Source organism: Nonomuraea sp. NPDC048916 (genome assembly GCF_040649575.1).
In the GTDB taxonomy this organism is placed as follows: Bacteria; Actinomycetota; Actinomycetes; order Streptosporangiales; family Streptosporangiaceae; genus Nonomuraea.
On record NZ_JBEZFS010000003.1, the window covers coordinates 119774 to 131999 of the forward strand.

Genomic DNA, 12226 nt, shown 5'->3' on the forward strand with positions numbered 1-12226 from the left:
TCGAGACTACGTCGCCCGGGACGAAAGCGGCAGGGAGTTTCGCATCTGGAAGAGAGCTCGGATCTTGACAATTGCGTGACGGATTGTGCGCGTGCTTGTTCCTTTTGTGGGGAGAATCGGGCGGAGGGAACTTAGACGTGTCGAGGGAGGCGGGAAGCGTGGCCCTGATGACGAGCCGCTTCGCAGACGGCCTCGCCGTGGGTTCCGACCTGGTCGAGGTGGCTGAGCGCGCCGTCGGCCAGGCCCTGTCGAGGCTCGGTGACCGAGCGGACCTGGTCTGCTTCTTCATCTGCGGCGACGACCCCGACGACGTGGCCAGGGCGGGTGAGCGGGCGATGAGACTCGCACCCGATGCGCACGTGATCGGCTGCAGCGCCACAGGAGTGATCGGCGACGGGCAGGGAGTGGAGCTGGCGCCCTCCGTGAGCGCCTGGGCGGCCACGCTCGGCGAGGCCCGGCTGACCACGTTCGCACTGGAGACGCTGACCACCGAGGACAAGTTCGTGGTGGTCGGCCTGCCGCAGCGCGGCCCCGACGACCATGTCGCGATCCTGCTGGCGGACCCCTATTCGTTCCCGACCGACGCGTTCGTCGAGCGCTCGGTCGACGTGCTGGGCGACCTGCCGCTGATCGGCGGCCTGGCCAACGGCCTGCAGGGCCGCGGCTCGGTGCGCCTCTTCGCCGACGGCGAGGTCTACACCGAGGGCGCCATCGGCGTGCTGCTCAGCGGGCCCATCCAGGTCAGCACGGTGGTCAGCCAGGGCTGCCGGCCGATCGGCCCCACCATGGTCGTCACCGGCGCCGACGACAACCTGCTGCTGGAGCTGGCCGGGCAGCCCGCCCTGGCCCGGCTGGAGGACATCGTCAGCGACCTGGACGAAGACGATCGCGAGCTGGTCGCCTCCGGTCTGCAGATCGGCCTGGCGATCAACGAGTACGCCGATCGCCACGAACGTGGCGACTTCCTGATCAGGGGAGTCATCGGCATCGACCCCGAGCGGGAGGCGGTGGCCATCGGCGACGTCGTCGAGATCGGCAGGACCGTCCGCTTCCAGGTACGCGACGCGGCCACCGCCGACGAGGACCTCTACGACATGCTCGACGCCCACCGCGAGGAGCTCGGCCGGGTCGACGGCGCGCTGCTGTTCTCGTGCAACGGCCGGGGCTCGGCGATGTTCGGCACCGCCGACCACGACCCGGTGGCGCTGCGCGACACGCTCGGCCCGATCGGCATGGCCGGATTCTTCGCGGCCGGCGAGGTGGGGCCGGTCGGCGGCCACAACCACGTCCACGGGTTCACGGCGTCGGTGCTGGTCTTCTCCTCGGGCCGGGCGGGCGGCGAGTGATCCTCGCGATCGACGTCGGCGGCACCAAGCTGGCCGCCGGCCTGGTCGGGCCCGACGGCGCGGTGGCCGCCTCGGCGCGTGTGGCGACCCCGCAGGACACCGGCGCCGAGACGCTGTGGAAGACCCTGACCGACCTCGTCGAGCCCTTCTCCGGGCCGGTCGAGGGCGTGGGCGTGGGCTGCGGCGGGCCGATGGCCTGGCCGCGGGGCGAGGTGTCGCCGCTCAACATCCCGGGCTGGCGTGCCTTCCCGCTGCGGGCCCGGCTGGCCGAGCGCTTCCCCGGCCTGCCCGTACGCGTCCACAACGACGCCGTCTGCCTGGCCGTGGCCGAGCACTGGCTGGGCGCCGGCCGGGGGAGCCGCGACATGCTGGGCATGGTCGTGTCCACCGGCGTGGGCGGCGGGCTGATCCTGGGCGGCCGGTTGATCGACGGCGGCACCGGCAACGCCGGGCACATCGGCCACGTGGTGGTGGAGCCGGAGGGCGGGCCGCCCTGTGGCTGCGGCGGCCGTGGCTGCCTGGAGGCGGTGGCCCGGGGGCCCGGCCTGACCGCGTGGGCGGTGGCGCAGGGCTGGCGGCCGGGCGGGGGTGTCCGGGACGAGGCAGGGGAGGCGTACCAGGAGGACCGGGTGGTGACCGGGCGGGCGCTGGCGGCCGACGCGCTGGCGGGCGACGAGGTGGCCGTGGCGGCGATGCGCAGGGCCGGACGCGCGCTGGGCGTCGCGATCGCGTCGGCCACCCACCTGTGCGACCTGGAGCTGGTCACCATCGGCGGCGGCCTGTCACAGGCGGGGGAGCCGTTGTTCGGGCCGCTGGAGGAGGCTCTGCGCGAGCACGCCCGGATGGAGTTCGCCCGGAGGGTCCGGGTGGTGCCCGCCGCGCTCGGTCAGGAGGCCGGCCTGGTCGGGGCGGCGGCGCTGATCCTGGCCGGGGACACCTACTGGGCCATGCCCCACTCGGCGGCCACCCTCTCCGACACCGCCGCCGCCCGCGGGTTGTAGACGCGGAAGAAGTCTCCGCCGCACTCCAGGTCGTCGAGCGCCGCGGCGATCTCCTCGTGAAAGTAGGGCTCCGCCTGCTCGGGGGTGAGAGCCGGGTTGTCGCGCAGCAGCGCGGCGAAGCGGTCACGTTCGGCCGTCGCGATCGTGCTGGGCGGCGCCGGGGCGACCGGGTAGCCCCGGCCGGCCATGCAGGCGGCGTAGTCGCGGGCCAGCTCGACCAGCCGGGGATCGGTGTCGAGCTCGCGCTGCCGGGCGCGGGCCACCGCCCGCTCGTACTGCCGGCGGAAGTGGGGGACGTCGGTGACGTCGCGGCCCAGGACCTGCTTGACGGCCTGGACGTAGCACGCCGAGTGAGGCTCGGACAGCGCCGAGACGAAGCCGTCGTCGAGCCAGGTGCCGGAGCCGTCGGCGCTCGGGACCTCGGGATGGACCAGCCTCGCGAAGACGCCGTGGCCGTAGCGGTCGCGGTAGGCGCGCATCGCGGTGTGGTCGCCCTGCCTGTGCCTGAGCTGCTCGGCCGTCGGTGTGGGCAGGTCGGGCGCCCAGGGGACGTGCTCGATGCCCCGGGCCTTCAGGCAGGCGGCCGCGACGTGCTCCTGCTGCCAACGCTTGCTCTTGCCGCTGGGCAGCGCCCGGGAGGAGGCGCAGCCCGTCAGGAGCACGGCGACCGCCAGCACCACGAGGATCTTGGGCATGGGGTCACAGTAGAGGTTTCGGCGAGGTCAGGCGGGACGGTGGGGCTGGAACAGCCAGGCGTCGAACAGCGCCTGCAGATCCTTGCCGGAGAGCCGCTGGGCCAGGGCGATGAACTCCGGGGTGGTCGCGTTGCCGTACTTGTGCTGCTCGGTCCAGGTCTTCAGCAGCTTGAAGAACGTCTCGTCGCCGATCTCCTTACGCAGGGCGTGGAGCGTCATGCCGCCCCGGGTGTAGACCGACTCGTTGAACAGGTCGCGGGGGCGTGCCTCGCCAGGAGGGTATTTCCAGATGCGGTCGTTGGCCGGGCGGGCGTGGTTTCGCCGGAAGGTGGCCTCGGTGGTGCTCCTGCCCGTGTGCTCCCACCAGAGCCACTCGGCGTAGGTGGCGAAGCCCTCGTTGAGCCAGAGGTCCCTCCAGCGCCGGATGCTGACGCTGTCGCCGAACCACTGGTGGGCCAGCTCATGGGCGATGATGCTCTCGTCGGGGTGGAAGCCGCCGTAGAGCGGCTTGGTCTGGTTTTCGAGCGCGTAGCCGGCCGCGAAGTTGTCGATCACGCCGCCGGTCGAGGAGAACGGGTAGGGGCCGAAGATCTTGCTCCAGTAGTCGGTGATCCGGCCGGAGGTCTTGTAGAGGCTGTCGAGCGAGCTGTGGTAGGCCGGGTCGACCGCCGCCACGTTGGGGATGCCGCCGGGGGTCGTGCCCTCGCGCAGCTCGAAGTCGCCGAGCGTCGCCGTGGCGAGGTAGGTGGCCATGGGATGGCTCTCGCGCCACCGGAACGTCGTGCGGCCGCCGGACGTCGTCGGCTTGCCGGCCATCTCGCCGTTGGCGAGCGCGGTCAGCCCCTTGGGCACGGTGATGCGGAAGTCGAAGGTGGCCTTGTCGGCCGGGTGGTCGTTGGCCGGGAACCAGGTCTTGGCGCCGTTGGGCTCACAGGCCACGAACGCGCCGTCGGCCGTCGGGATGAAGCCGAACGTGCCCAGGTTGGAGGAGTCCTTGAGTGGTTGCGGCCTGCCGGAGTAGGCGACCTTCACCTTGAAGCCCGCGCCCTGGGCCAGCGGCCGGGCGGGCACCACGGTGAGCTCGTCGCCGCGGCGCGAGAACGTCGCCGCGGCGCCGTCGATGGAGACCGCGCGCACCTTCAGGCCCGCCAGGTCGAGGTTGAACCGCGACAGCCGCTCGGCCGCCTTGGCGTCGATCGTCGCCACCCCGTCGAGGTGCTTGGTGGCGGGCGTGTAGCCGATCGCGAGGTCGTAGTGGGCCACGTCGTAGCCGCCGTTGCCGTCGAGCGGGAAGTCGGTGTCGCCGATGCCCGGCGCTCCCACCCCGGACGGCGGGGCCGAGGTGGGAGGCGCGACGGCCCCGTTGGTGGACGAGCAGGCCAGCACGCTCAGCAGCGCGATCGCCGGCACGCCCGCATACCGCTTGAACCCCATGGACCCGACTCCCCCTTCGTAGCGTGGTCAGTAGTTTACGCTGCGTGAGAGGGGGGTGGAGGCCGCCGGAGGGTCAGAGATTGCCCCTGCGTTCCTGCTCGCGCTCGATCGCCTCGAACAACGCCTTGAAGTTGCCCTTGCCGAATCCGAGCGAACCATGCCGCTCGATGAGCTCGAAGAACACCGTGGGCCTGTCCTGCACCGGCGTGGTGAAGATCTGCAGCAGGTAGCCGTCCTCGTCGCGGTCGACCAGGATGCCGCGCTTCTTCAGCTCCTCGATCGGCGCGCGCACCTTGCCGATGCGGGCCCGCAGCTCGGGATCGTCGTAGTACGAGTCGGGCGTCTCCAGGAACCGCACCCCCGCCTCGCGCATGAGGTCGACCGTGGTCAGGATGTCGTTGGTGGCCAGCGCGATGTGCTGCACGCCGGGGCCGCCGTAGAACTCGAGATACTCGTCGATCTGCGACTTCTTGCGGCTGACGGCCGGCTCGTTCAGCGGGAACTTGACCTTGCGGCTGCCGTCGGCCACGACCTTGGACATCAGCGCCGAATAGTCGGTGGCGATGTCGTCGCCGACGAACTCGGCCATGTTCGTGAAGCCCATGACCTTCTGGTAGAACTCCACCCACTCGTCCATCTTGCCGAGCTCGACGTTGCCCACGCAGTGGTCGACGGCCTGGAACAACCGGCCGGTCCTGGTGGCCGGCGGGGCGACGAGCGGCTCGGCCGGCTGGTAGCCCGGCAGGTAGGGGCCGCTGTAGTTGGACCTGTCGACGAGCGTGTGCCGCGTCTCGCCGTAGGTGGCGATCGCCGCCAGCACCACCTTGCCGTGTTCGTCCTCCAGCGTGTACGGCTCCGCGAGCCCGCGAGCCCCCTGCTCCACGGCGTGCCGGTAGGCGCCCTCCACGTCGGGCACCTCGATGGCCAGGTCGATCACGCCGTCGCCGTGCTCGGCCACGTGCCGGGCCAGCTCGGTGCCGGGCCGGACCGAGGCCCTGAACTCGAACCTGGCGCCGCCCGAGGTGAGCACGTAGCCGACCTCGTCGCGGCTGCCGTTCTCCGGCCCGCGGTAGGCCACGAGCCGCATGCCGAAAGCGGTCGAGTAGTAGTGCGCCGCCTGCTTGGCGTTGCCCACGGCGAAGACCACGGCGTCCATGCCGTTAACCGGAAAGACATCACTCATACCGCTAACTCTCGTAATACATGGACGAGTTGTGCAAGGGTTGCTCTAACTGGTGCACAATCTGCCCAGTTCCATCCCGCTGAACGTGGAGAATCTGTACACCATGACGATCGACGAGCTGGACGCCCGGCTGATCGCGTTGCTGGCCGCCGAGCCCCGGCTCGGCGTGCTCGAGTGCTCGCGCAGGCTCGGCGTGGCCCGCGGCACCGTCCAGGCCAGGCTCGACCGGCTGGTCGCCAGGGAGGTGATCACCGGGTTCGGCCCCGACGTGTCGCCCGTCGCGCTCGGCTACGACGTGACCGCGTTCATCACGCTGGAGATCAGGCAGGTGGCCGGGCACGAGCCGGTGTCCGAAGGGCTGGCGCGCATTCCCGAGGTGCTGGAGGCCCACACCATCACGGGAGGCGGCGACCTGCTCTGCCGGGTGGTCGCGCGCACCAACGCCGACCTGCAGCGGGTCATCGACCGGATCGTGGACGTCAAGGGCGTGCTCAGGACGTCGTCGGTCATCGCCCTCGACACGCCGGTTCCCTACCGAGTGCTGCCGTTGGTCGCCGATGTCCCCCGGCACGGCCCCCGATCGACGTAGCATCGTCGCAGGAGGCCAAGGCACCGTTATCGATCGTTTACCCTTGACATTCGCCCAGCTGACGGGGGTCTGGCGGTGCGGAGTGGTGGTGGTGAAGGCATGCGAAAGCGGCGCTTCCTTCGGCGTCTGCTGATTGCTTGTGGGCTGGCGATCGTGGGAGCGATCGCCCTGTTCGGCATCGCGTGGGCGATGACCCCGATCCCCGACACCACCCAGAAGCAGGCCACGGCCCAGGGTTCGGTCATCTACTACCGCGACGGCAAGACGGTGCTCGCCAGGCAGGGCGTGGACCGCAGGAACGTCGAGCTGGCCAAGGTCCCCGAGCACGTGCGCGAGGCGGTGATCGCCGCCGAGAACCGCTCCTTCTACCAGGACAGCGGCGTCTCGGTGAAGGGCACCAGCCGGGCCCTGTGGTCCACCCTCACCGGCCAGCAGCTCCAGGGCGGCTCGACGATCACCCAGCAGCTGGTCCGCAACTACTACAGCGGCCTCAGCCAGGAGCGCACCGTCACCCGCAAGTTCAAAGAGATCATGATCTCGATCAAGGTCGACCAGTCCAAGTCCAAGGACTGGGTGCTGGAGCAATACCTCAACACGATCTACTTCGGCCGCGGCGCCAACGGCATCCAGGCGGCCGCCCAGGCCTACTTCGGCAAGGACGTCGACAAGCTGACCGTGGCCGAGGGCGCCTACCTGGCCGCGGTGATCCAGCAGCCGAGCCGCTTCGCCGACCCCAAGGGCGACGACCTGACCGCGGCGCAGGAGCGCTGGCGGGCCGTGGTCGCCGCCATGGGCGAGACCGGCGCGCTCGACGCCGGGCAAGTCGCGGCGCAGCGGTTTCCCAAGCTGAAGACGCCGAAGAAGCCGTTCGTGCTCAAGGGCCAGGCCCAGTACATGCTCGACCAGGTGACCGCCGAGCTCAACCGGCGCGGCTACTCCGACGAGGACATCAACGGCGGCGGCCTCAGGATCGTCACCACCTTCGACAAGAAGCTGATGGACGCGGCCGAGCGCGCCGTCAAGGAGGCGGTGCCCGAGGCCACCCCCAAGAAGGTGCGCACCGGGCTCGCCGCCGTCGATCCGGCCACCGGTGAGGTCGTCGCCTTCTACGGCGGCGACCCTCGGCGCTCCGACTACGACAACGCCTTCTCCGCCAAGGTGCCGGCCGGGTCCACGTTCAAGCCCTACACGCTGGCCGCCGCGCTCGACAACGGGTTCGACCTGTCCACCCGCGTCAACGGCAACTCCCCGATGCGCGTCGCCTCCGACCCCGACCACCCGATCCCCAACGACAGCGGGCGCTCCTACGGCCAGATCGACCTCGTGAGCGCCACCCAGAACTCCGTCAACACCGCGTTCGTCGATCTCGGGCAGAAGGTCGGCCTGGACAAGGTGGCCGCCACCGTCGAGGCGGCCGGCATCCCCGGGGAGCAGCTTCAGAAGCACGAGGCGGCCGCCGCGTTCCCGCTCGGCGTGGCCTCGGTGAGCGCGGTGCAGAACGCCTCCGGCTTCTCCACCTTCGCCAACGGCGGCACCCACATGGAGGCGCACGTCGTCAAGTCGGTGAAGGACGCCGACGGCACCAAGAACGTCATCAAGCCGGTCGCCACCAAGGTGGTCAGCGAGCAGGCCGCCGCCGACACCACGTACGCGATGCAGCAGGTGGTGAGATACGGCACCGGCACCGCGGCCCGGCTCTACGACCGGCCGGTGGCGGGCAAGACGGGCACCACGGACGACTCCGTGTCGGTTTGGTTCAACGGCTTCACCCCGCAGCTGGCCGTCGCGGTCGACATGTTCCGCGACGACAACGCGACCGTCACGATCCCCGGCTACGGCGTGCAGTTCGGCGGCCAGTTGCCGGCCCAGATCTGGCGGGCGTTCATGACCGAGGCCATGGCCGGCAAGCCCGTCGTGGACTTCCCCGAGCCCTCCGGCTTCGGCTACGGCAGCGACTACTCCACGCCCGACCAGGAGCAGAGCGTCCCTGACGAGCAGCCGACCCGGGAGCCGGACGACTGGGGCAGCCCCGAACCCGAGTTCACCGAGCCGCCCTCCACCGACCCGACCGTCACGCAGGCGCCCGAGGTGAACCAGGTGCCGGACGAATCCGGGCCGCCCACGGAGGGACCGGGCGGCCCGCCCACGCTCGGCCCCGACGACCAGAGCTCCGGCAGATCACTGGACGACTAGCCACACCGACCACCACCAGACCACCGCCCGCCGCGAGCAGCGCCCCCGGGCGCCGTCCGTGCGGGGGCGCCGCGCGGCGTCAGCGTGACGCGAGCTGCTCGCGGAGCTCCTCCGGCGTGGTGACGGGCAGCCGGCAGGCGAAGCCCCTGCACACGTAGGCCGCAGGGGCGCCGCCGACCAGGCCGCGCCCCTCCAGCAGGGCGGGTCGCCCCGCGTCGCCGGTGCCGTCTCCGGGCGCCACGACCAGCCCGGGGACGTCGGCCAGCAGCGCCTCGCGGTGCAACACCCGGGTGCGCGGGTCGTCCGGCGGCCCCACCACCGCCACCTCGACCGGCCCGTCGAGTGCCGCCCGGGCCACGGCCAGCCCCCAGCCGGCGAACCTCGCGTGACCGCCGGCCAGCACCGGCACCGTGCCGAGCGCCGCGTGGGCCGCCTCACGGTGCCGCGTGGAGCCGCTCAGCGCCGCGTAGGACAGCAGTGCCCCGGCCGCGGCGTACTGGCCCGACGGCGTGGCGTTGTCGGTGGAATCCTGCGGCCGCTGGAACAGCCGTTCGGCGTCGTCCGCGGTGTCGTAGAACCCGCCCCTGCCGTCGGCGAACCGGTCGAGCACGAGGTCGAGCAGCGAGCCGGCCAGCCGGAACCACCGCGTCTCCCCGGTCACGCCGTAGAGCGCGATCAGCCCCTCGGCCACGTTGGCGTGGTCGTCGAGGACTCCGGCGTTGGCGCCCGCCCGGCCGTCGCGCGAGGTGCGCAGCAGCCGGCCGCCGGCCATGTGCACGTCCTCGACCAGCGCGGCGGCCGTCCTGGCCGCCTCCACCAGGTCAGGCCGGTCGAACACCGTCCCGGTCTCGGCCAGGGCGGCGATGGCCAGGCCGTTCCAGGAGGCGACCACCTTGTCGTCGCGCCCCGGGCGTACGCGCCGGGCCCTGGCGGCGAGCAGCCGGGCGCGGACGGAGCCGAGCCGGGCGATGTCGGCCGGGTCCTCCGGCAGCTGCAGCACCGGCGTGCCGTGCTCGAACGTGCCCGTGACCTCGAACACCTCCGCCGCCCAGGCTCCGTCGTCGGCGCCGAGCACCTCGCGTAGCTGCTCGGGGCTCCAGACGTAGAACCTGCCCTCCTCGCCCTCGCTGTCGGCGTCGAGCGCCGAGGCGAAGCCGCCCTCGGCGGTGCGCAGCTCGCGCAGCATCCATTCGGCGGTCTCCAGCGCGACCCTGCGGGCCAGCGGCTCGCCGGCCGCCTTCCACCAGTGGGTGTAGACGCGCAGCAGCAGCGCGTTGTCGTAGAGCATCTTCTCGAAGTGGGGCACCACCCACGCGGCGTCGACGCTGTAGCGCGCGAAGCCGCCGCCGAGCTGGTCGTACAGCCCGCCGCGGGCCATCGCCTCCAGGGTCGTGCCGCTCATCTCCCGCTCGCCGGAGCGCAGCAGGAACTCCAGCGCCATCGACGGCGGGAATTTGGGCGCCCCGCCGAACCCACCGCGCTCCGCATCGAACGACTCACGCAGATTTCGTACGGCCTGCTCCAGCGTCTCCTCGGTGGGCAGCGGCCCCATCGGCAGCGCGGCGGACCCGTTGAGCGCCTCGACCACCTTCGAGCCCTGCGACAGCACCGCCTCCCGCTCGCCGGCCCACGCGTCGTGCACCCCGGCGAGCAGCCGCTGGAACTGGGGACGCGGGAAGTAGGTGCCGCAGTAGAACGGGTGTCCCTCGGGCGTGGCGAACACCGTCATCGGCCAGCCGCCCTGGCCGGTCATGGCCTGGGTGGCGTTCATGTAGACGGCGTCGACGTCGGGCCGCTCCTCGCGGTCGACCTTGACGTTGACGAAGTGCTCGTTCATCAGCCGCGCGGTGTCGGGGTCCTCGAAGCTCTCGTGCGCCATCACGTGACACCAGTGACACGCCGAGTAGCCGACGCTGATCAGCAACGGCACGTCGCGTAGCCGTGCCTCGGCGAACGCCTCCTCGCCCCACGGGTGCCAGTCGACGGGGTTGTCCGCGTGCTGCTGCAGGTAGGGGCTCGTCGCGTCCTTCAACCGGTTCATCAGGACCTCCTGTGTTCAGCCTAGACCGCCGCTTCGGCGCCTTCCGGGATGGGCGGAGCCGCGTTCTCCGCCCGGCGGGTGTGGGGACGGGCACGGAGGCGTAGGTTACGGAGAGTGGACCTGGACTACGTCTGCACGCGAGCAGGCCGGGTCGCCTCCGCCCTCACCAGGAGAGACGTGGCCCGAGCCCTGCTCGACGTGCCATCCGGGGTGGCGCTGGTGGCGCTGCCCGAGCTGCGGCGCGCGATGCTGGCCGCGGGCAACCCGCTCTCGCTGACCTTCTGGGAGTCGGCCAGGACGATCCTCAGCTCGATCGAGTCGGGCGCGGCGACGGTCGGCTACGTGCAGCGCTGGATCGAGTCGACCGGCAGCGAGCCCATCCTCATGACGCCCAGCTACTTCGTCTGGCCGGAGGAGGACGAACGAGGCCCGGTGGCCACCGAGATGTTCGCCAAACTCGTCCATTACCTGGAGGCGCGCGTCGAGGCCGGCGAGGTCGATCCCGACGCGCTGGCCCTCGGCGACCAGGCGGCCCGCCGAGCCTACGAGGAGCTGCAGGAGGAGTGGCTGAACAGGCCGCTGCCCGACGGGCGGGTGCCGGGGTTGGCGGTCAACGACGAGCAGGACGAAGAGCTGTTCGCCGCCTGGGACGAAGAGGAGGCGTTCGCCCTGTCCGAGCTGCGGCGGATCATCGGCGAGCTGCCCAACCCGCCCGAGCTGCCCGCCTGGGAGCTGGAGCGCGCGAGTGCGCGCCTGCGCGAGCTGCTGAGCCTGCCCGGCTATCCGGCCAACGTGCTGCGGGCCTGCGCGGGGTTCGAGAGCAGCCCGATGCCCGACGACGACCGCGCCCTCTGGCTGGCCGTGGCCGCCGGCATCGCCGGGCCCGTCTCCGACCTGTCGGAGGCGGACGACACGCTGGAGGAAGGGGACGATCTCGAAAGCGAGCTGAGGCACGAGGACTCGGTGCTGGCCAACCTCTGCGCCATCCAGCACGCCGACTGGCTGGCCGCGGTGGCCGCCCTGACCAGGCTCGGGCCGGGAGTGCTCGCCTCGCCGGAGCGGATCGCCCAGCTCATCGCCGAGTCGGAGGACATCGACGTCGACGAGCAGGGCGTCGACGACCTGGCCGTGACCGAGAGCCTCTTCACGCCGGTGGTGACCCTCTGGGGCTATCTCGGCATCGTCGACCACGACGACGTGCTGACCCCGCTCGGCTGGTGGGGGCTGCCGAAGGCGCTGGAGCGCGCCTGGTCATCCGGCGACTGAGGCGTCGAGCAGGTCCTGGTATCGCGGATTGCGCTCGATCAGGCGCGCGACGTAGGGGCAGCGCGGCACGACGGTGAGGCCGGTGTCGCGGCTCGCGTCGAGCGCGTGCTTGATCAGCTTGCTCCCCAGGCCCTGCCCTTCGAACTCGGGCTGCACCTCGGTGTGCGAAAAAATGATCTTGGTAGGCAGGAGGACATAGTCGGCGAACCCTGCGACCTTGCCGTCCACGAGAACCTCGAACCGGCTCTCCGCTGAGTTGTCGACTACTTCGATCGGCATCTATTCGGCTTTCGTGTCGTCTTTGTCGGCCGCGTGCGGAACCTTGATCTTCGACATCTGCTTGTTCATCGACTTGATCAGGAGATAGAGGGCCACCCCGATGAGGGCGACGACGGTGAAGCCGAGCAGGCCCGGACTGACATCACCAGCTGCTAGAACTGTCACCCCTTCAGTCTGCCATCAGGGGGTCGTGCTCCGG

General features: G+C 71.1%; 11 protein-coding genes. 5 read left to right on the top strand and 6 right to left on the bottom strand.

Features of this window, described 5'->3' with window-relative positions:
- Positions 1–167: 167 nt before the first annotated feature.
- Together AB0C16_RS03545 and AB0C16_RS03550 are read left to right on the top strand one after the other, a co-directional pair.
- Positions 168–1346, top strand: coding sequence for an FIST N-terminal domain-containing protein (locus AB0C16_RS03545; RefSeq protein ID WP_357678440.1), 1179 nt, complete (start codon positions 168–170; stop codon positions 1344–1346).
- Positions 1343–2347, top strand: coding sequence for an ROK family protein (locus AB0C16_RS03550; protein WP_357678442.1), 1005 nt, complete (start codon positions 1343–1345; stop codon positions 2345–2347). The genes AB0C16_RS03545 and AB0C16_RS03550 overlap by 4 nt, the downstream gene beginning before the upstream one ends.
- Here the strand turns inward: AB0C16_RS03550 and AB0C16_RS03555 are convergent.
- The 3 genes from AB0C16_RS03555 to hppD form a co-directional block, all read right to left on the bottom strand.
- Positions 2284–3042: a hypothetical protein gene (locus AB0C16_RS03555; protein ID WP_357678444.1), complete on the bottom strand. Its 759-nt coding sequence runs from the start codon at positions 3040–3042 to the stop codon at positions 2284–2286. The genes AB0C16_RS03550 and AB0C16_RS03555 overlap by 64 nt on opposite strands.
- Positions 3043–3069: 27 nt before the next feature.
- A complete protein-coding gene (locus AB0C16_RS03560) occupies positions 3070–4476 on the bottom strand; it encodes a M1 family metallopeptidase (RefSeq protein ID WP_357678446.1) in 1407 nt (468 codons plus the stop codon).
- A 73-nt stretch (positions 4477–4549) separates the two neighbouring features.
- Positions 4550–5659, bottom strand: a complete 1110-nt coding sequence (hppD, locus tag AB0C16_RS03565) for a 4-hydroxyphenylpyruvate dioxygenase (RefSeq protein ID WP_357678448.1) — start codon at positions 5657–5659, stop codon at positions 4550–4552.
- 103 nt (positions 5660–5762) lie between these two features.
- On the opposite strand from hppD, the gene AB0C16_RS03570 reads away from it, so the two are divergent.
- Both AB0C16_RS03570 and AB0C16_RS03575 read left to right on the top strand, forming a co-directional pair.
- Positions 5763–6248 (top strand): Lrp/AsnC family transcriptional regulator, encoded by a 486-nt coding sequence (locus AB0C16_RS03570; RefSeq protein ID WP_357678795.1) that lies wholly within the window; start codon positions 5763–5765, stop codon positions 6246–6248.
- Positions 6249–6401: 153 nt separating this feature from the next.
- The gene (locus tag AB0C16_RS03575) at positions 6402–8441 is read left to right on the top strand and encodes a transglycosylase domain-containing protein (protein WP_357678450.1); all 2040 of its coding nucleotides are present in this window, start codon (positions 6402–6404) and stop codon (positions 8439–8441) included.
- A gap of 79 nt (positions 8442–8520) precedes the next feature.
- On the opposite strand, the gene AB0C16_RS03580 is transcribed toward AB0C16_RS03575, so the two are convergent.
- A complete protein-coding gene (locus tag AB0C16_RS03580; protein ID WP_357678452.1) occupies positions 8521–10482 on the bottom strand; it encodes a thioredoxin domain-containing protein in 1962 nt (653 codons plus the stop codon).
- A 114-nt stretch (positions 10483–10596) separates the two neighbouring features.
- Between AB0C16_RS03580 and AB0C16_RS03585 the strand changes: the two genes are divergently transcribed.
- On the top strand, positions 10597–11748 hold the full coding sequence (locus AB0C16_RS03585; protein WP_357678454.1) for a hypothetical protein: 1152 nt from the start codon (positions 10597–10599) through the stop codon (positions 11746–11748).
- Here the strand turns inward: AB0C16_RS03585 and AB0C16_RS03590 are convergent.
- Positions 11734–12027, bottom strand: a complete 294-nt coding sequence (locus AB0C16_RS03590; RefSeq protein ID WP_357678456.1) for a GNAT family N-acetyltransferase — start codon at positions 12025–12027, stop codon at positions 11734–11736. The two genes, AB0C16_RS03585 and AB0C16_RS03590, sit on opposite strands and share 15 nt — an antisense overlap.
- Positions 12028–12192, bottom strand: a complete 165-nt coding sequence (locus tag AB0C16_RS03595) for a hypothetical protein (protein ID WP_357678458.1) — start codon at positions 12190–12192, stop codon at positions 12028–12030.
- Positions 12193–12226 lie beyond the last annotated feature (34 nt).